The sequence below is a fragment of the Deinococcus koreensis genome, from assembly GCF_002901445.1.
GTDB classification, from domain to species: domain Bacteria; phylum Deinococcota; class Deinococci; order Deinococcales; family Deinococcaceae; genus Deinococcus; species Deinococcus koreensis.
On the sequence record NZ_PPPD01000001.1, the window covers coordinates 1,126,085 to 1,144,562 of the forward strand.

The 18,478-nt window shown below is 69.4% G+C and carries 14 protein-coding genes and 1 tRNA gene; 6 read left to right on the forward strand and 9 right to left on the reverse strand.

All coding sequences use genetic code 11. The annotated features are described in order from the left end of the window. The first annotated feature begins 25 nt into the window (after positions 1–25). Entirely contained in the window at positions 26–1,189 is a 1,164-nt protein-coding gene (hemW, locus tag CVO96_RS05305; RefSeq protein WP_103311146.1) for a radical SAM family heme chaperone HemW, read from the forward strand. An 8-nt stretch (positions 1,190–1,197) separates the two neighbouring features. Here the strand turns inward: hemW and CVO96_RS05310 are convergent, their stop codons facing one another. Further along, complete coding sequence (locus CVO96_RS05310) at positions 1,198–1,788, reverse strand: NADPH-dependent FMN reductase (RefSeq protein ID WP_103311148.1); 591 nt, start codon at positions 1,786–1,788, stop codon at positions 1,198–1,200. 223 nt (positions 1,789–2,011) lie between these two features. On the opposite strand from CVO96_RS05310, the gene CVO96_RS05315 reads away from it, so the two are divergent. Then, complete coding sequence (locus CVO96_RS05315) at positions 2,012–3,244, forward strand: cytochrome P450 (RefSeq protein WP_103311150.1); 1,233 nt, start codon at positions 2,012–2,014, stop codon at positions 3,242–3,244. Here CVO96_RS05315 and CVO96_RS05320 read toward each other — a convergent pair. Next, positions 3,216–4,337: an alpha/beta hydrolase gene (locus CVO96_RS05320; protein ID WP_103311152.1), complete on the reverse strand. Its 1,122-nt coding sequence runs from the start codon at positions 4,335–4,337 to the stop codon at positions 3,216–3,218. The two genes, CVO96_RS05315 and CVO96_RS05320, sit on opposite strands and share 29 nt — an antisense overlap. Positions 4,338–4,613: 276 nt before the next feature. Between CVO96_RS05320 and lon the strand changes: the two genes are divergently transcribed. Then, the gene (lon, locus tag CVO96_RS05325) at positions 4,614–7,067 is read left to right on the forward strand and encodes an endopeptidase La (protein ID WP_103311154.1); all 2,454 of its coding nucleotides are present in this window, start codon (positions 4,614–4,616) and stop codon (positions 7,065–7,067) included. Positions 7,068–7,144: 77 nt separating this feature from the next. Further along, positions 7,145–7,672 (forward strand): YqgE/AlgH family protein, encoded by a 528-nt coding sequence (locus tag CVO96_RS05330; protein WP_103313312.1) that lies wholly within the window; start codon positions 7,145–7,147, stop codon positions 7,670–7,672. Between the two features lie 158 nt (positions 7,673–7,830). Here the strand turns inward: CVO96_RS05330 and CVO96_RS05335 are convergent, their stop codons facing one another. The 6 genes from CVO96_RS05335 to CVO96_RS05360 are packed head-to-tail and all read right to left on the reverse strand — an operon-like array spanning position 7,831 to position 13,678. After that, on the reverse strand, positions 7,831–9,258 hold the full coding sequence (locus CVO96_RS05335; protein WP_103311156.1) for an alkaline phosphatase family protein: 1,428 nt from the start codon (positions 9,256–9,258) through the stop codon (positions 7,831–7,833). A gap of 1 nt (position 9,259) precedes the next feature. Further along, entirely contained in the window at positions 9,260–10,126 is an 867-nt protein-coding gene (locus CVO96_RS05340; RefSeq protein ID WP_103311158.1) for a UbiA family prenyltransferase, read from the reverse strand. Further along, positions 10,116–11,315, reverse strand: coding sequence for a metabolite traffic protein EboE (eboE, locus tag CVO96_RS05345; protein WP_103311160.1), 1,200 nt, complete (start codon positions 11,313–11,315; stop codon positions 10,116–10,118). The genes CVO96_RS05340 and eboE overlap by 11 nt, the downstream gene beginning before the upstream one ends. A gap of 1 nt (position 11,316) precedes the next feature. Next, positions 11,317–12,147, reverse strand: coding sequence for a TatD family hydrolase (locus tag CVO96_RS05350; RefSeq protein WP_103311162.1), 831 nt, complete (start codon positions 12,145–12,147; stop codon positions 11,317–11,319). Then, entirely contained in the window at positions 12,144–12,470 is a 327-nt protein-coding gene (locus CVO96_RS05355; protein ID WP_103311164.1) for a hypothetical protein, read from the reverse strand. Before CVO96_RS05355 ends, CVO96_RS05350 begins: the two co-directional genes overlap by 4 nt. Next, positions 12,440–13,678, reverse strand: coding sequence for a 3-dehydroquinate synthase (locus tag CVO96_RS05360; RefSeq protein WP_103313313.1), 1,239 nt, complete (start codon positions 13,676–13,678; stop codon positions 12,440–12,442). The genes CVO96_RS05355 and CVO96_RS05360 overlap by 31 nt, the downstream gene beginning before the upstream one ends. Positions 13,679–13,904: 226 nt before the next feature. Between CVO96_RS05360 and CVO96_RS05365 the strand changes: the two genes are divergently transcribed. Together CVO96_RS05365 and CVO96_RS05370 are read left to right on the forward strand one after the other, a co-directional pair. Then, positions 13,905–13,979: transfer RNA gene (locus CVO96_RS05365), tRNA-Asn, on the forward strand. A 170-nt stretch (positions 13,980–14,149) separates the two neighbouring features. Beyond that, on the forward strand, positions 14,150–15,151 hold the full coding sequence (locus CVO96_RS05370) for an MBL fold metallo-hydrolase (protein WP_103311166.1): 1,002 nt from the start codon (positions 14,150–14,152) through the stop codon (positions 15,149–15,151). A gap of 61 nt (positions 15,152–15,212) precedes the next feature. On the opposite strand, the gene CVO96_RS05375 is transcribed toward CVO96_RS05370, so the two are convergent. Further along, the gene (locus CVO96_RS05375; protein ID WP_103311168.1) at positions 15,213–18,125 is read right to left on the reverse strand and encodes an insulinase family protein; all 2,913 of its coding nucleotides are present in this window, start codon (positions 18,123–18,125) and stop codon (positions 15,213–15,215) included. Between the last annotated feature and the right edge of the window lie 353 nt (positions 18,126–18,478).

Consider the following 18,478-nt stretch of genomic DNA (forward strand, 5'->3'; position numbering starts at 1 on the left):
GGCCGGTGAGCGTAGACTTCCGCGCGTGAGTTCCGCGCCCGCCCTCGATCCGGTCATCCGGCACCTGTACGTGCATGTGCCGTTCTGCCCCAGCATCTGCCCGTACTGCGATTTCCACGTCCTGACGCGCCGGGCCGGGCTGGTCGAGCGCTATCTGGCGAAGCTGGACGAGGAGGCCGCGCGGCTGGCCGACACCTACGACACCCAGCTGGACACCGTGTATCTGGGCGGCGGCACCCCCAGCTTCCTGCGCGACGCCGAACTGGGCGCGCTGGTGGGCTCCGTGCAGCGGCACCTGGGCTGGGGCGCCCTGGAGAACACCCTGGAGGTCAACCCCGGCACGGTCAGCCCGGAGCGCGCGGCGCTGTGGCGGACGCTGGGCCTGGGCCGCGCCTCGGTGGGCGTGCAGAGCCTCGACGACGCCACCCTGAAGTTCCTGGGCCGCCAGCATGACGCGGCGCAGGCCCGGAGCGCCGTGAGCACGCTGGTGGACGCCGGCTTCCGGGTCAGCGGCGACCTGATCACCGCCGTGCCGGGGCAGCCGCTGGACGCCGATATCCACGGCTTGGTCGAACTGGGCGTGGGCCATGTCAGCGCCTACACCCTGACGGTCGAACCCGGCACCGAGTTCGCCCGGCGGGGAGTCACCGTGCAGGAGGACGACGAACGCGCTGGTTTCGAGCGCACCGAGGAGCTGCTGACGGCTCACGGCTTCGAGCGCTACGAGATCAGCAACTACGCCCGCCCGGGCGAGGGGTCGCGGCACAACCTGTCGTACTGGCAGGGGCGCACGTACCTGGGGCTGGGGCCGGGGGCGGCGGGGCATTACCCGGCTACGCCGGGTGCAGATGGTCGATGGCTGATGGCCGATGGAGAAAAGATTCTGAGCGTCCGGCGGACGAATCCGCATCTGCACGAGTGGCTGGCGGGGGCGGTGGGGGAAGATGAAGGCGTCGGCGCGGAGGACTACGTGACGGACGCGCTGTTCATGGGGCTGCGGCTGCGGTCGGGGATCGATCTGGCGGGACTGTCGCGGCGCAGTGGCATAGACGTGCGCGAGCGGTACCGCTCACCGCTCGCGCATAACGTCTCACGCGGCCTGCTGGCCCTGGAGGGCGATCAGCTGCGGGCCACACCCCAGGGCTGGTGGGTGCTCAACCGCGTGGTCACCGATTTTCTGGAGACGTAAACCTGCGATCAGTCGGCGGCGACCGGCACCGACGCCTCGCGCGCCGTCTTGAGGGCCTTCGTCCACCACGCCAGTTCGTCGAGCAGGCCCTTCACGCTGGGCTGCAGGTGATCCATGTCTTCCAGCGCCTTGCCCTGCTGCCAGGCCCCGAAGAAGTCGGCGCCCTGGATGTTCACCGAGGTGCGGATGGGGGCCATCTGCAGCTCCACCGCGATCATGCGGAGCTGTTCGATGGCGCGGGCGGCGCCGACCGAGCCGTAGCCGACGAAGGCCGCCGGCTTCTTGTTCCACTCGGGATAGGCGTTGTCCATGGCGTTCTTCAGCACGGCGGTGGGCGCGTGGTTGTACTCGGCGGTGATGAACACGTAGCCGTCGAACTCGGCCACCTTCTGCTGCCAGCGGGCCACCTCCGGGTGCTGGGTGGGGGCATACGCCGCCGAGGCCACGTCGTCGAAGAAGGGCATGGGGAAATCGCGCAGATCCACGACCTCGAAGTCCAGGTCGCTGCGTTCCCGGGCGAGGGCGTAGAACCAGGTGGTCGGCTTGTCGGCGAAGCGGGTCGGGCGGGTCGAGCTGATCACGATGGCGATCTTCGGCATAGGGCTCCTGGGCCGGGGTCGACGAGAGATGGCGGCGTGGGCGGCCGCTCCAGGCGCGAGATATTGAGGTGACCCCCGACTCTGTCCCGACGGTAGTCCCAGAGGCGACAGTTTTGTTTCTAAAGCCCTTTAGTTATTCAACATGTGGATCGATGTCGAACGGATCCGCTGCACCTCATCCCGACCTCCTGGGGACTTTCATCTGCAGGCGTCATGCTGGGGTATGACTGCTTCTGTGGGGACTCCCCAGCCGCCCGCTGTCGATCAGGCGATCCAGGCCCTCTGGCACCCGGACGCGGTGCCCGATCCCTATCCCGGCTACGAGCGGGTGCGCGCCCTGAGTACGGGCGGCGTCCTGCCGGTGACCTACCCGGACTGGCGGGGGGTGTTCCTGACAGGCCACGCGGCCTGCAGCGCCGTGCTGCGCTCCCCGGCGGCGCTCAGCGGGGGCGGGATGCCCGCCGAGGCCACCTCGGACGGCGCGCGGCTGGTTCAGTCGATGATGCTGTTCCACAACGGCCTCTCGCACCAGCGGCTGCGCGGGCTGGTGCAGGCGGCCTTCACGCCCCGGGTGGTGGAGGAACAGCGCGAACTGGTGCGGACGTTGCTGGGCACGCTGCTGGACGAACTGGCCGCCCAGGACGGCGGGGACATCGTGGCGGGGCTGTCGAACCCCCTGCCGGCGCGCGTGATCATGGGGATGCTGGGCCTGAGCGGCGAGGACGAGGCCCGCTTCGTGCGCTGGTCGCAGAGCGTGGCCGAACTGCTGGCCGGCGCGGGTCAGTCCCCGGAGCTGCTCGCCCGCATCGACGCCGACGCCCGCGAGATGAGGGCCTTTTTCCAGGGTCTGGCCGAGGAGCTGCGCGCCCGCCCCCAGCCCGGCCTGCTGAGCGCGATGGCCGCCGCCCAGGACGGCGGCGAACGCCTGAGCGGCGACGAGCTGCTCTCGAACGCGGTGCTGCTCCTCACCGCCGGGCACGAGACGACCAGCAACCTGATTCCCGGCGGCCTGCTGGAGCTGTCGCGTCAGCCGGAGGCGTGGGCGGCGCTGGTGGAGAACCCGAGGCATCCGGGCGTGGCCGACGAGCTGCTGCGCGTGGTCTCGCCCGTCCAGTTCGATGGCCGGATGGTGAGTGCCGACCTGCCCATCGGTGAACAGACGGTGCGGGCCGGCACCTTCGCCCAGCTCATGCTGGGGGCGGCGAACCGCGATCCGGGGGTGTTCGCCGACCCAGACCGCATCGACTGGGAACGCCCCAACAGCGCGAAGCATCTGGCCTTCGCCGCCGGGCCGCACTACTGCCTGGGCGCCAGCCTGGCGCGGCTGGAGATCAGCGAGACCTTCGCCGCGCTGGCCTCGCGGTTTCCTGGGCTGAAGGTCACGGACACGCGGCCGCCCTTCAAGGCCAACCCGGTGCTGCGCGGGGTCAGTCGGCTGGATGTGGCGCTGGGCTGAGTCCGGCCTCTCCCAGGCCCTCCAGCCACCACATCAGGAAGTCCGGGAAGCGCGCCCGCCACGCGGCCTCGTCGTGCCAGTGGCCTGGCGCGATGGTCAATTTCACCTCACGGACTTTCGGACGCAGGCGGGCCGCGAGGTCGTGGGTGATCGCCACGGTCTCAGCGGCCCCGGCCAGGCTGTCGCCCTCGTGGTCGCCCATGTCGAGCCAGACGCGGGTTCCCTGCGCGCTCCGGGACTCCATCCAGCGCAGCAGTTCGAAGTCGGCAGGAAAGATGGCGGGGCTGAACACGCCCAGCGTACCGTACTCGCCAGGGTCGCGCAGGCCGGCGTAGAGGGTGATCAGGCCGCCGAAGGAGGAACCGGCCAGGGCGGTTCGTGACGGGGAGAGCGGGCCGAAGCGCTGGAACAGGGCTGGTTTCAGGCTTTCAAGAATCCAGTCCAGGTACTCGTCGGCGCCGGGGTCGAAATCGTTCAGGTCGAAGGCGAAGGGCACGTAGCGGCGGCTGCGCTGCTCGTTCACGCTCAGGGCGGCGATCAGGCAGGGGTGGCCCTGATCGGCCAGCCTGGAGGCCGCGCCGGCCGCGTCCCAGCTCTCTCCGGCGAAGGTGGGCGCCTCGTCGAAGACGTTGTGGCCGTCGTGCAGGATCAGCCGGGGCAGCCCGGACGGGGCGGCACCCTGCGGCCACCACAGCCGCACCTCCTGCTCGCCCCAGGGGGCCGGCAGCGTCAGGGTCTCACGGGGCGGGGCGCTGCGCCGGGGACGGCCCTGGCCCCGCCGCTCGTCCTGCCAGCCGGCCAGTTCCAGCGTCAGTTCCGTGTCGCCCCGGATCACCGCCTGGTGCGCGGGGGCGCGGCCTCCCCACCGGTCACCCTCCTCCACGACCCGCCCATCCGGCTCCAACACGCGCACCTTCACCCCCAGCAGCGCGCCGTCGGGGAGTTCGGCGTCCAGCACGGCGCCCGGCCCCTGGAGCCGGAACGTCCAGCCGGCCGGGTCGCCGCTCCACCCCCGGTGGTCGCCGGTCAGGAACAGCGTGCCGGGGGGCGTGTGGGGCGGCCGCTCAGGGATCACGAACCGGACATGTGGCATACCGGCAGTGTGTCAGACGCGACCCCCGCCTGGGCGCGAGGTCAGTGAACATTCCGTCAGGTTGCGTGAGGTCTCTGTCAGGCCATCAGGCGTACACTTTCAGCGTGATCAACGGGTTGTAGGCCGTTTGGCGGACACCGAGAACTTGCTTGCCTCGCTCCACTAAACTTGATATACTCGCACTCAAGTTCTCCGGTAAAGCGCTTCGCTATTTAAAGCAGAACTGCTCCACCGGAAACCCGACCAGAGTTCCATCTGGGCGAAAGGAGTCCCGCGATGCCCACCGAGAATGTCACCCTCCCCAAGAATGTCCCCGTCTGCCCGGTGCGTGGCAGCGTGATCTACCCCACCATGGTTCAGCACATCGACGCCAGCCGCGCCCTGTCCATCGGCGCGATCGAGGCGGCGATGGCCGGCGAGAAGGTCATCCTGATCGTCTCCCAGCGCGACAAGGATGTCGACGACCCCAAGGGCAGCGACCTCTACGACGTGGGCACCGCCTGTAACGTGCTGCGCGTCCGCAAGAACCCTGACGGCACGGTGCAGATGCTGGTCAGCGCCGTGGCGCGCGTGAAGGCCACCGGCTACACCCGCGACGAGTTCCTGCGCGCCGATATCGCGCCCCTGGAAGCGGGGGGCGACAAGACCGTGGAGCTGCAGGCCCTGACCCGCGAACTGAAAGAGAAATTCGAGGTCATCGTGGCGGGCGGCAAGCTGAACGCCGAGAGCGTGCAGACCATCAACGGCAAGGACGACGTGGGCGAGATGGCTGACCACATCGCCTTCAACCTGGACTTCAAGCTGGAAGACAAGCAGGCGCTGCTGGAAGCCGCCAACGTAACGGCCCGTATCCGCAAGCTGCTGACGCTGCTGGACACCGAACAGGAAGTCCAGGCCGTGCAGGCCAAGATCCGCGCCCAGGTGAAGGAAGAGATCGACAAGAACCAGCGCGAATACTACCTGCGCGAGCAGATGAAGGTCATCCAGAAGGAGCTGCAGGGCGGCGAGGACGGCGAGGAGGCCGACGAGGCCGAGGCCTTCCGCAGCAAGATCGAGGCGCTGGGCCTGAAGCCGGAGATCAAGAAGGAGGTCGACCGCGAGCTGAACCGCCTCTCGCGGATGCACCCCGATGCCGCCGAGGCCTCGGTCATCCGCACCTACCTGACCTGGATCACCGAGCTGCCCTGGAACGTGCGTTCCGAAGACCGGCTGGAGGTCGAGGACGCCGCGCAGGTGCTCGACGACGACCACTACGGGCTGGACAAGGTGAAAGACCGCGTGCTGGAGTTCCTGGCCGTGCGCCGACTGCGCAAGGAACGCGCCGAGCGCGGCGAGCTGAGTGCCGAGGAAGTGAACAAGGGCCCGATCCTGGTGTTCACCGGCCCTCCCGGCGTGGGCAAGACCTCCATCGCGCAGAGCATCGCCAAGGCGCTGGGCCGCAAGTACGTGCGGATCGCGCTGGGCGGCGCCCGCGACGAGTCGGATATCCGTGGCCACCGCCGCACCTACATCGGCGCCATGCCGGGCCGGCTCCTTCAGGGCATCCGCAGCGCGGGCACCAAGAACCCCGTGATCCTGCTCGACGAGGTGGACAAGCTGGGCAGCTCCTACCAGGGCGACCCCAGTGCGGCGCTGCTGGAAGTGCTCGACCCCGCGCAGAACCAGCACTTCACCGACCATTACCTGGGCGTGCCCTTCGACCTCAGCGAAGTCATGTTCATCGCCACCGCGAACTACCCCGAGCAGATTCCGGCCGCGCTGATGGACCGCATGGAAGTCATCGAGTTCAACTCCTACATCGAGCAGGAGAAGCTGGAGATCGCCAAGCGCTACCTGCTGCCCCGGCAGCTCACCGCCAACGGCCTGAAAGCCAACCAGATCGCGTTCACCGACGCCGCGCTGGAAAAGCTGATCTCGCACTACACCCGCGAGGCCGGCGTCCGCAACCTGGAGCGCGAGATCGGCACGGTGGCCCGCAAGGTCGCCCGCCGCATCGCCACGGGCGAGGTCAAGCGCGTCAAGATCACCGACAAGGAACTGGAGCGCTACCTGGGCCAGTCGCGCCACAACCCCGAGACCGAGAACAAGGAAGACATGGTGGGCGTGTCCACCGGCATGTTCTACACGCCGGTCGGCGGGGACATCCTGTTCGTGGAGACCTCGATCATGCCCGGCAAGGGGCTGGTGCTGACCGGACAGCTCGGCGACGTGATGAAGGAGTCGGCCCGCGCCGCCCTGACCTACGCCAAGAGCAACGCCGAGCGCTTCCACATCGACAAGTCGCGCCTGGACGACTCTGAAATCCACGTCCACGTGCCGGCCGGCGCGATTCCCAAGGAAGGCCCCAGCGCGGGCGGCGCCATGGCGACCAGCCTGATCTCCGCCCTGGCCGGGATTCCCGCCCGCCACGACGTCGCCATGACCGGCGAGATGACCCTCACGGGCCGCTACCTGCCCATCGGCGGCCTGAAGGAGAAGGTGCTGGGCGCCCGGCGCGCGGGCATCAAGCACATCATCATGCCCAAGGCCAACGAGGCCGACCTGCGCGACATCCCGCTGCACCTGCGCTCCTCGATGCGCTTCCACCCCTGCGAGACCGTGGACGAGGTGCTGGACGTGGCCCTGGTCGGCGGCCTGAAGGCCCTGGAAACCCCGCGTGACGGCTCGGCGCTGGTCACCCCGCCCCCCACGCCCAAGCGCCGCGCGGCCCGCCGCAGCGCCAGCGCGTAAACCCAATCGTTCCTGAACCCCCGCCCCTGTGGTGGGGGTTTTCGTTGTACGCCCACCAGGCCGCTATCCTGTACGCCATGAGCGGGCCGCTGACCTTTCTCGTCGCCAGTCCCCACCTGCAGGGCGGGGTCTTCGGCGGCACCGTGATCCTGCTGCTGGAACACGACACGCGCGGCGCCATGGGCCTGATCGTGAACGCGCCCCTGCCCCAGACCGTCTCGGAGCTGATGGCCGAGGCCGAGGGCCAGGATCAGCCCGGCTGGCTGGGCGGCCCGGTCGACCCCACGCTGGGCTGGTGCCTGTACCGCGAGCCCACCGGCCTGGACGGCGAGGTGCATCTGGTGGACGGCTTGAACGTGAGCAGTTCGCTGGAGGTGCTGCGCGCCGTGATGAGCAGCGGCCAGCGATACATGCTGGTTCTCGGCTACGCGGGCTGGGCCGCGGGCCAGCTGGCCGACGAGGCCCGCGAGGGCGCCTGGGTCTGGGTCGAGCAGGACACCCCCGATCTGCTGTGGGACGTGCCCCCGGAGCAGCAGTGGGCCGAGGCCCTGCGTCGCCTGGGCGTGACGCCGGGGACGATCATGCCGGGAGGGGCGCAGGCGTGAGGAGCGGTGACGCTGCGGGCTAACCCCTCAGTCACCTTCGGTGCCAGCTCCCCTGGGGGGGAGCCAAGTAAACACCTTGCCTCCCCTTGAGGGGAGGTGCCCCGGAGGGGCGGACTCGCAGAGCTGCGAAGCAGAGGGGTTCACCCACAGCTCAACCGTCACCCCGCCGCTACCACTTCCCTCTCCCCCACCCCCAGGTGCGCCAGGATCACGCCGTACACATCGGTGGCGACCAGCGGGCGCTGGGGCAGCAGCTCGGGGCGGTTCGTGATCAGCAGCGGGCCGGCGGCAGGCGTCCCCGTGACCCGGCCGTGCGAGCCGCGCACCAGCGTGGCGTCGAAGCCGATCACGTCCAGCAGGTAGCGGAAGCCCAGCTTCTTCTTCAGCAGGGCCACGCCCGCCTTGAGCTTGGCGGGGCTGTGCGGGTCGAGGAACAGCTCCACCGGGTCGTAGCCGGGCTTGCGGTGGATGTCCACGGTGCGGGCGTAGTCGGGGGCGCGGGCGTCGTCGAGCCAGTAGTAGTAGGTGAACCACGCGCCGGCCTCGGCCACGACCACGAAGTCTCCGGCGCGCTCGTGCCCCAGGTGGTGGCGGCGTTTGCCCTCCTCGTCCAGCACCTCGGCCACGCCGGGCAGGGCTTCCAGCAGGGCGCGCACCTCGTCGCGGCGGGCGGGGTCGTTCACGTACACGTGCGCGACCTGATGGTCGGCCACGGCGAAGGCGGCGCTCACGCCAGCGTCCAGCTGTTCGCGGCCCAGTTCGTCGCGCACGGCGATCAGGCCCGCCTCGCGCAGGGCGCGGTTGATGTGGACGGGCCGCCACGCGCGCTCGATGCCGTATTCGGACACCACCATGACCTGCACGCCCCGCCGCTCGTAGTGGTCGATCAGGTCGCCCGCCACGCGGTCGATGTCGGCCAGCTCGGTCGCCAGCGCCTCCGGGTTGGGGCCGTGCTGCTGCAGGCCGTAGTCCAGGTGCGGCAGGTAGACCAGATTCAGGGTCGGCGCGTACGTCTCGTCGATGTGCTGCGCGGCCCTGGCGATCCAGGCGCTGGACGTGATGTTGGCGTTCGGGCCCCAGTAGCTGAACAGCGGGAAGGTGCCCAGCTTCTGCTGCAGTTCGTCGCGCAGCTCGTAGGGCTGGGTGTAGCAGTCGGGCAGCTTGCGGCCGTCGGCGGGGTACATCGGGCGCGGGGTGACGGTGTAATCGGCGCTGGAATACATCGCGTACCACCAGCAGATGTTCGCCACGGTAAAGCTGGGATCGTGCGCCCGCAGCGCGTCCCACAGCTTGGGGCTCTGGATGAGGTGGTTCGACTGGCGCCAGAATTTGATCTCGCACTCGTCGCGGAAGTACCAGCCGTTGCCCACGACGCCGTGCTCGCTGGGCCACCGGCCGGTCAGGTAGGTGGCCTGCACCGAGCAGGTCACGGCGGGCAGCATGGCTTCCACGGGCGAGACCTGTCCGCGCGTGGCGAAGGCCTGCAGCCTCGGCAGGTGCGGCAGCAGGGCGGGCGTCAGGCCGACGATGTTCAGCACGGCGAGGCGGCGGGGTTCGGGATGGGTGGAGAGAGAAGGATGGGTCATGTCAGGTTCCTTTGATGTGCCGCTGCCACCACAGGGTCAGCAGGAAGGCGGCGAGGGCCACGGGCAGCCAGGCCCAGGCACCCACGGAGGCGAGCACCACGGCGTCCAGCAGACACACGCCGGCGATCAGGCGTCCGATGGCGGCGCCGACGTTGCGCTGTTTGCCGTACACGAAGCTCAGACAGCGGGCGATCCAGGCGGCCAGCCCCAGGGCGATCAGGCCAACCGGCCAGGAAAAGGCGCCCACCAGCGCGTACACGACCGGCGCCGCCATCAGGGCGACCGGCCAGTAGCGGGCCATGCCGGGGCGGTTTTCGGTCTTGGCGAGGTAGGTCAGGCCGATGATGTAGGCGGCCAGCAGCCCCGCCCAGACGGTCAGGGCTGAACCGGGCGCAGATGTGAAAGTCAGCGCCGCCGTGACATAGACCAGCGCGCGGGTGGCGGCCATGATGACCGGGCTCAGCGGGTTGGTCTTGTGCCAGGCGTCGTACAGGACGATCAGTGCGGCCAGCACGAGGCCGCTGATAAAGGCGCCGCCCCCGGCCAGGGCCAGCAGCACGCCGCCCACGCCGAACAGCGCCGCCGTGACCACCCAGGCCTCGTTCACCGGGATCAGGCCCGAGGGCAGCGGGCGTTCGGGGCGCTCGCGGCGGTCGAGGTTCAGGTCGAGCAGGTCGTTCAGATACATGCCGGCGGTGTAGAACAGCACCATCGCCACGGCGACCAGCCCCATCCGGAGGCCGCCGCCACCGACCAGGGCGGCGCCCGCCAGCACGTTGGTCAGCACTGTGGGGGAGTTGGAGATGCGGGCCAGCGAGAGGTGCCCCCGCCAGCGGGGAGCGGACGTCCGCACGGCGCTAGAGGACATCCCGCACCCACCTCAGCTCGCGCTCGATGGAGTCCAGCAGCGGCCGTTTCAGCTCGGGCGGCAGGACGTCCCAGGTGTAGGTCTCGACCTCCAGATGCCGGCCCGCCAGCTCGGGGCGCAGCGCCTCCAGGGTGGCGCGGATGGCGGCCTGCGTGGAACCGAAGGCGCCCGCCTGCTCCAGAAAGACCGGCACGTGGAAATGCACGCGCCACTCGGTCACGTCGGGGTGGTGAATATCGACGAGCGCGGGGGGCAGGTCGGGGTACTGGAGTAGCGTCCCACCGCGCGTGCGAGCGATGACCTGATGCAGATAGGTGCCCTCGGCGTAGGGGGCGAGGGCCTGGGCGATCTGCTCCCGGCCCGCCCCATCGTCCGGCAAGGCCAGGCGCAGCGCGGAGCTGAGCTGGATCTTGCCGATCCGCAGTCCGGCGGCCCGGTACAGCTCGATGGCCTCGGCGGGTTCCTCATACATCACCGCGACGTGGCAGACGTCGAAGCAGACCTGGAAGTGGTCGCGCAGATGCTCACGAGCAGTGTCCACGCTCACGCCGAGGCTGACCGCTAGGGTCTCCGCCCCATACGTCATCAGATGATCCCGGAAGAAGCGGGCCAGGTCGTCGCTGCGCTGGAGCAGGCCGTCGGGCTCGGGCTCCATGTCGAGGTGGATGAACACGCCGCGTTCCTGGCGCAGCCGCACCAGCCTCTCCACGACCTGCACCACGTTCCCGGTGAGCTGAGTCCAAACGGTCGGGTCGGCCGCGTCCACCCAGGCGCCGTACGACAGCGGGCTGGTGCTGATGCTGCCCTCCTGGCCGTCGGGCAGCAGCGCGGCCAGGATGTCGATCAGTCGCCCGGTATAGGCCACCCGCTCCTCGTGGAGCCAGTCGGGGGCGTGCACCTGGGCCTTGACCGCCTGCCCGTGGAAGGGGCCGTAGGGAAAGCCGTTCAGGGTGAACACGTACAGGCCGCGCTCGTCCAGAAAGGCGCGGAGGTCGGCCAGGGCGGTTCCCTCCAGCACCTCCACGCTCTCGGCCCCGGACAGGCGCAGGCCCACCCCGAAGGGCGCGTCCGGCGAGAGGCGGGCTTTCAACTCGGCGGCATACGTCTCCAGGCTCTGCCGCACCTCGGCCATTCCGGTCGAGGGGTGGATGTTCGTGCAGTACGTCAGGTGGGCGCCGTGGATCTGCACGCTACACCTGCGCCAGACGCGGCTCGCGGGTCGGCGGGACGAACTTCGGCGACTGACCCAGAAAGCGCTGCGGGTTCTCCAGCACGATCTTGCGGATGGTCGCTTCCGTGTGGCCGCGCCGCCGGGCCTCGAAGATGAACTCCGGGATGGCGAGGGGCTGGCTGGGGCCCCAGTCGCAGGCCGAGGCCACGATCAGCCGCTCGGAGCCGTACATCTCGATCATGTCGATGGCGCGGGCGGGCGAGGCCTTGGTCTTGGGGTACAGCGTCAGGCCCGTCCAGAAGCCGTGGTCGAGGATCATCTGGACGGTGTGTTCCTCGGCGTGGTCGATCATCACGCGGCCGGGCTCGATGCGGCCGTCGGCGGCCAGGGCGTCGACCATCACGCGGGTGCCCTTGTACTTGTCCTCCAGGTGCGGCGTGTGGATGTGAATGAGCTGCTGGTGCTCCAGCGCCAGTTCCACGTGGTCGAGGAAGGTCGCCAGTTCGTTGCGCGTCACGCGGTTCAGGCCGATCTCGCCGATGCCCAGCACGGTCGGGCGGCTCAGGAACTCGGGGATGATCCTCAAGACCTGCCGGGTCAGCTCGCGGTCTTCGCCTTCCTTGGGGTTCAGGCACAGCCAGGCGTAGTGCGCGATGCCGTACTCGCGGGCGCGGGCGGGCTCGAAGGTGGTCAGGTGGTCGAAGTAGTCCGCGAAGGCCTCGGAGCCCAGCCGGTCGCGGCCCGACCAGAAGGCCGGCTCGGTGACCGCCAGGCAACCGCTGAGCGCCATCGCGTGGTAGTCGTCGGTGGTGCGCGAGACCATATGCGCGTGCATGTCGATGTAGTTCACTGTTCCGCTTCCTGCTGTTCGTGTGGGCGGCGCGAGGCCCCGAAGGCACTCTGCGAGTCGCGCAGGTCGAGCAGTTCCAGGTTCTGGTCGCTCAGCCGCATCTGGGCGCGCACGACCCGGCCCGGTTCGGGCGAGGTCAGCTCGTGCAGGGCGCTTCGCAGCGCCTCCAGGCGGAAGTCCTGCGGGGCGCCGGCGGCCCCCTGCGCCCGCTCCAGGCGGTCGAGAAAGGCCGCGATGGCGAGCAGGTGCGCCCGGTGCTCCATGAACGAGAGGTCGAGGAGTTGCGTCTGGGTCAGGAGACAGGTGTCAGCGTGGGCAGCCATGCGGCGTCCTCCCTGGTCGTGAGATTGCGGATCGTGAGATTGCGTGTGTGGATGTCGGCCAGAATGCCGATGCTGCGGCGCAGGGTGTCGTGATCCATCTCGTGGACTTCCGTCGCCTGCCCGATCCCCAGCAGCAGCGGGATGGTCAGGCGGCCGCCCAGATGCTCGCGGAATTCGTTCAGGCCGGTCAGCACCGAGCGGGGGTCGCGGTCGTCCTGCCGCGCCGTGCCCAGGTCGGGCACCCAGACGGGTAGCCGCAGCCCGAGCAACGTGCCCAGGACGCGGCGCCAGTCGGCCTCGGGCAGCATCCCCCTCAGCGCCGCGTAGGTGCAGTCCAGCGCGATGCCCACGCCCACCGCCTCGCCGTGCCGCAGCTCGTAGCCCGACAGGCTCTCGAGCTTGTGCGCCGCCCAGTGCCCGAAGTCCAGCGGGCGCGAGGAGCCCTGCTCGAAGGGGTCGCCGCTGCTGGCGATGTGCGCCAGGTGCAGCTCGGCGCAGCGGTAGACGGCGTGATCCATGGCGTTCAGGTCACGGGCCCGCAGCGCGGCCGCGTTCGCCTCCAGCCAGTCGAAAAACACGGCGTCCTTGAGGAGCGCCACCTTCAGGGCCTCGCTCAGCCCGCCCCGCCAGTCGCGGTCGTCCAGGGTGGTCAGGAAATTCCGGTCGTTCAGCACCGCATACGGCGGGGCGAAGGTGCCCAGCCAGTTCTTCTTGCCGAAGGCGTTCACACTGTTCTTGACCCCCACCGCCGAGTCGTTCTGAGAGAGCACGGTGGTCGGCACGCGAATGAGCCGCACGCCCCGGTGCGCGGTGGCGGCCGCGTAGCCCACCATGTCCAGCACGGCGCCGCCGCCAATGGCGAGCACGTAGGCGTGGCGGTCGATGCCGTGGGCGTGGATCGCCTCGTGCACACGCTCGACCATGCCCGGATCGCGCTTGACCTGTTCTCCACCGGGCACGCTCAGGGGCGGGGCCACCAGCCACAGGGCGTCGTCGTGTGCGGCGAAGTAGGCGCTGATCTGTGCCGCCAACTCCGGGAACGCTGCGAGCACTCCATCGTCCACCACGCACAGCACTTTGGCGCGCTCTCCCCCGCCCGCAGCCAGCGTGCCCCGCAGCAGGGGCTGAGCCGGGTCGAACAGCCCCTCGCAGAAGTGGACGGGGTAGCGGAAGGTCACCGGTACGACCTGCTGGATGGTGCGGCTCATGGTGTCCCACCCGAGGGCCACGGGCGCCTGAAATTTCTCTCTCGCATCCGGCTATCCTGCGCCCACACGCATAAAAGGAACGCTAAGCGCCTTAAGCCGCCTTCATGGAGCCCCCACGGAACCCTGGGAAACCGCGCGGCGGCCTACCCTTGCGCGCATCCGGCACCCGTGCTACTATCCCTCCTGCACTGGAAACGGTGCGCCACAGCGCTTCAGCGCACAGTATTCGGCAGTAGCTCAGTGGCAGAGCGTTCGACTGTTAATCGAATGGTCGCTGGTTCGACCCCAGCCTGCCGAGCCAGACACAGACCCCCGCCCCGCGCGGGGGTCGTTGTTTATCGGTCTTCCCTGGGCGACCTCATCAAGGTGACTTGAATGAAGTCAGGGTGAAGGTCAAACTGAGAGATCGCATCCCAGACGATCCTGGAAATCATTCAATATGGAGTGATTTAAAAATCCAGGAGGTACGGTATGAGTGATCGCAAGGACACAGGTGCTCAGGTCTCCCCCTCGTTCGGCCGACGGGACGCCCTGAGGCTGCTCGGCGCAGTGGGAGCGGTGACCGCCGCCGCGCCGCTGGCCCGGGGGCAGGCGACACCCGCCGCGCCCGCAACGCCAGCCAATCCGGCCGATACTGGGCCCATGAACGGGAACGGCTTCTACCGGCAGAAGATCGGCGACATGACGGTCACGGTCGTCAGCGACGGCACGGCCCCGCTGGCCGCGCTGCTGCCCACCTGGGGCGCCAATCCGGATCGGCAGGCGGAATTTACCGCCACGCTGGCGGAATACAGCGTGCCGGCCGCGAACACGGTGAACCACTTCAACCCGGTGCTGATCGAGATCGGCGGCAAGCGCACGCTTCTGGACACCGGACGCGGCGGCGCGAACGGACAGCTGGTCGCCAACCTGCGTCGGGCCGGAGTCGATCCGGCCAGCATCGAGACGGTCTTCATCACCCACGGACACGGGGATCATATCGGCGGGATCACCACGAACGGTCAGCTCACCTTCGCGAACGCGCGGCACGTCATGGGCGCCGCCGAGTTCCAGTTCTGGACGACCCAGGCGACCCCCAACGACGCGGTGAAAAACAACCTGATCGCGCAGAAGGACAAGTTCACGCTGATCCAGCCGGGTGCCGAGATCACCGCAGGTCTGACCAGCGTCGCCACGCCGGGGCACACGCTGAACCACCAGAGCGTCCTGGCCCAGAGCGGCGGCCAGGGCATCATGGTGCTGGGCGACGCTGGAGGGCACTTCCTGCTCTCCCTCAAGCACCAGGGCGCCTATGTGGGCTTCGACACCGACGGCGCGCAGGCCGCCCAGACGCGCCAGACCGTCTTCTCGCGGATCGTGGACGAGAAGCTGTGGGTCACGGGCTACCACTTCCCCTTCCAGGCGATCGGACACCTGCGGCGGCTGGCGGCCGGTTCCTTCGAGTACGAGCCGACGGTGTGGAACTGGAGCTGACCTGAAGCGTGAGGAAGGAGGCGGGCCACCTTGAGCGGCCCGCCTCCTCATCTCGTGCGGGTCAGATCGCCTGGACGTCGAACTCCAGGCCCAGATCCCGCACCTCGTCGTTGGGGTTCTGTCCGGCGACCAGCCCGTAGGCCGCGTTCCCGGCACTCAGCCAGGTGTCCATGACCCGGCGCAGGTCGTCCAGCGTGACGGCGAGCAGGCGGGCCTTGTACGCCTCCTGCACCTCGGGCGTGTATCCGGCCTGATCGCCGAAGAAGCGCAGGCGGCCCGCCGTATCGGGGCTGGTCAGCGGATCGAGGATCTTGCTGGACGACAGGATCGCCTCGGTCAGCTCGCGTTCGCCCAGATCGGTGTCCAGGAAGGCGCGGGCGTCCCGGAAGACCTCGAAGGTGCGGCGGACGTTCGGGTCGCGGTAGGAACTCATGGAAAAGACGCCCTCGCGGGTGTCGAAACTGGCGCCGCCCCCGTAGGCCCCGCCCTTCTCGCGGATCTCCTTGAGCAGGTAGTTGCTCCTCAGCAGCCGCGAGAGCACCAGCAGCGCCGGGCTGTCGGGGTGCGTGTAGGGCACGGTTCTGAAGGCGACCGCGTTGTAGGCCACGGGGGAATCGGTGGTGCGCGCCTGCGGGCGCTTCGCGGCCAGTTCCGGGTGCGGGCGCCCGACCGGCGCGTCGCCCTGGAAGGCGGCGGTGACCGGCTGCAGGTCGAGGCCCAGGTCGTCCGGGGTGGCGGTCAGGCACAGCACCGGCGTGCCGGCCAGCACGAGCTGACGCACCCGCTCCAGGCGCGCGAGCAGATCGTCCAGCCCGCCGCCCTCGACGATCTCTCTGAGGGCCGCCAGCGCGCTCAGGCCGCTGAACTGCTCGGTGATGAGCCCGGCCGGGCTGACCTGCGCGGCGGCCAGCCGCTCGGCGTAGGCGTTGCCGCTCTGCAGCACGCTGGCCTTCAGGCCTGCCAGACGCTGCTTGAGCAGCTGCTCCAGCCGGTCACGGGTGAATTCCGGCGTCTGGATCACGCTCCGCAGCACCTCCACCAGCGCGGGGGCGTTGCGGGCCAGCGCCTTGCCGGAGAAGGTCAGGCTCAGCCGCAGGGCCGCGAGGTCGTCCGGACGGGTGCCCACGCCCACCGAGGCGCTGATGCCGCCGGTCACGGCCTCGATGCGGCGGGCCAGCGCCGCGTAGTCCAGCCCCGCCGCGCCGCTGCGGGTGACCGCGAAGGCGTAGAGCGGCAGGGTGCCCAGCAGGTCGGCGGGCACCTCGGGCAGGCGGATCTGCACGTCCAGATAGGTCAGGCCGCCGGTGGGCTGGGGCACCCGGGCGACCGTGGCGCGCCCAGGGTGCTCGGTGCCGTACTCCACGCGCGCCACACGGGGCGGCACGTCGGACAGCGCCAGCGTGGGCAGCACGTCTGGGTCGCTCTCCTGCCCCTGCAGCTCCTTGAGGCGCAGGCTCTCGGCCACGATCCGGGCGCGGTCGTCGTCGGTGAAGTCGGCGCTCAGGCGCTCTACCAGGGCCTGCTCGTCGGCCTCGGCGCGCTCGGCCAGCCCGGGATCGGGGGCGAGTTCCAGCGTGACGCGGTGGGGGTTGGCCAGCAGCTCGCGCTCGATCATCGGCTCGAAGACCGGCCCGGCCGCCAGATCGGCGCGCAGCTTCTCCAGCTCGGCGTCCAGCCGCAGCCCGGTCAGGGGATCGCCGCCGTAGAGCCATGGCCCCAGCAGCCGGAACATGACCTGCAGGGCGTAGGGGTAGCCCGAGTTGCTGACCTCCTTCTGCCCGATCTCGAACTGGTGCAGGCTGCTCTGGATGAGTTCCGGGTCGATGCCCTGCTCAGCGATACCGCGCAGGGTCTCGAGCACCATCGCCTCGACCTCGTCCGCCTTGCCGGCGGGCAGGCCCTTGAGCCCCGCCGCGAAGGCGCCCTCGCGGAACGAATCCCGGTAGCCGCTGAGGTCGGCCAGGCCCGCGCCCAGCCCGGACTCGATCAGCGGTCTCGTCAGGGGCGCGGCCGGATTGCCCAGCAGCACGTCGCTCAGCACGCTCCAGCGCAATCCCGCGTCGGCGTTGCTGGTGTGGCCCAGCTTCCAGGCCACGCTCACCTGGGCGCCGCGCTCGGTGTCGGAGCCCGGGTAGGTGACGGTCTCGCGCCGGGGCTCGGGGAAGGCCGGCTGATCGGGAATGGAGACGTCCAGCACCTGCGGAGAGAAGCGGCTCATGACGTGCGCCTCGATCTCGTCCAGGATGCGCGCGAGCGGCAGCTTGCCGTAGGTGTAGAAAAAGGCGTTGCTGGGGTGGTAGTGCGCCGCGTGGAAGGCCCGCAGCTGCTCGTAGCTCAGCCCTGGGATGTCCGAGGGCGCCCCGCCGGAGTTGTTGGCGTAGGTCAGATCCGGGTACAGCGCCTTGCCGAAGGCCCGCCACATCACGGCGCCGGGCGCGGCCATCGCCCCCTTCATCTCGTTGTAGACCACGCCCTGCAGCTTCAGGTCGCTCTTGGGGTCGTCCGGGGTGGCGAATTCGAAGCGGTGGCCGTCCTGCCGGAACGACTCGTAGCGCATCAGCGGGAAGAAGGTGGCGTCCAGATAGACCGAGAGCAGGTTGAAGAAGTCCTGCTCGTTGCGGGTCGAGAAGGGGTAGGTCGTCCAGTCGTTGCTGGTCATGGCGTTCATGAAGGTGTTCAGTGACCGGGGCAGCATGGCGAAGAAGGGGTCGGCCACCGGATACTTCTGGCTGCCCATCAGGACGATGTGCTCCAGGATGTGCGCCACGCCGGTCGAGTCGCGCGGCACGGTCGGGAAGGTCACCCCGAAGGCGGAGTTGTCGTCGTCACGGATCACGTGCGCGTGGCGCGTGCCCAGGTCGTGGCTCAGCAGGATCAGCGTGCCCTGCATCTCGGGCAGGGCCTCGACGCGCTCGACGGTGTAGCGGCCCAGCGATTCGCCCACGCGGGGCAGGGCGGGTGCGGTGGAGGTCATGGGGCGAGTGTAAAGCAGCCTTCCAGGGATGAATGCTCCAGGCCGCACAGGGATCGCCCGGTGGAGTCGTCCAGCGTGGCGGCCCGCTCAGACCCCACGCGGATAGAGGCACTCGGGGAGGGCCCTGGCCACCTCCTGAGCTTCCGATACCTGCCAGGGCTCGAGCCCCCTGGAAAAGTTGATACGCCGGAAGAGGCGTTCCATCCCTCGACTCACCGCCGACTGCTCCCGACCGCGAAGCGCGCGGGCCTACCACGTCACGGTACTCGTGGAGCCGCGAAGCAGACGGTGGCGCCCTGGCCGGACACGTCGGCGTCTACCCCAGATCCGCCGCGCCAGTCAAAATCCTGCAC

Coding starts and splice junctions, on each gene's coding strand:
- CVO96_RS05360 (WP_103313313.1), bottom strand. CDS start 13,678: ATGAGCCGCACCATCCAGCAGGTCGTACCGGTGACCTTCCGCTACCCC.
- CVO96_RS05330 (WP_103313312.1), top strand. CDS start 7,145: ATGAGCGGGCCGCTGACCTTTCTCGTCGCCAGTCCCCACCTGCAGGGC.
- CVO96_RS05310 (WP_103311148.1), bottom strand. CDS start 1,788: ATGCCGAAGATCGCCATCGTGATCAGCTCGACCCGCCCGACCCGCTTC.
- CVO96_RS05335 (WP_103311156.1), bottom strand. CDS start 9,258: ATGACCCATCCTTCTCTCTCCACCCATCCCGAACCCCGCCGCCTCGCC.
- CVO96_RS05315 (WP_103311150.1), top strand. CDS start 2,012: ATGACTGCTTCTGTGGGGACTCCCCAGCCGCCCGCTGTCGATCAGGCG.
- CVO96_RS05370 (WP_103311166.1), top strand. CDS start 14,150: ATGAGTGATCGCAAGGACACAGGTGCTCAGGTCTCCCCCTCGTTCGGC.
- CVO96_RS05340 (WP_103311158.1), bottom strand. CDS start 10,126: ATGTCCTCTAGCGCCGTGCGGACGTCCGCTCCCCGCTGGCGGGGGCAC.
- CVO96_RS05355 (WP_103311164.1), bottom strand. CDS start 12,470: ATGGCTGCCCACGCTGACACCTGTCTCCTGACCCAGACGCAACTCCTC.
- lon (WP_103311154.1), top strand. CDS start 4,614: ATGCCCACCGAGAATGTCACCCTCCCCAAGAATGTCCCCGTCTGCCCG.
- CVO96_RS05320 (WP_103311152.1), bottom strand. CDS start 4,337: ATGCCACATGTCCGGTTCGTGATCCCTGAGCGGCCGCCCCACACGCCC.
- CVO96_RS05375 (WP_103311168.1), bottom strand. CDS start 18,125: ATGACCTCCACCGCACCCGCCCTGCCCCGCGTGGGCGAATCGCTGGGC.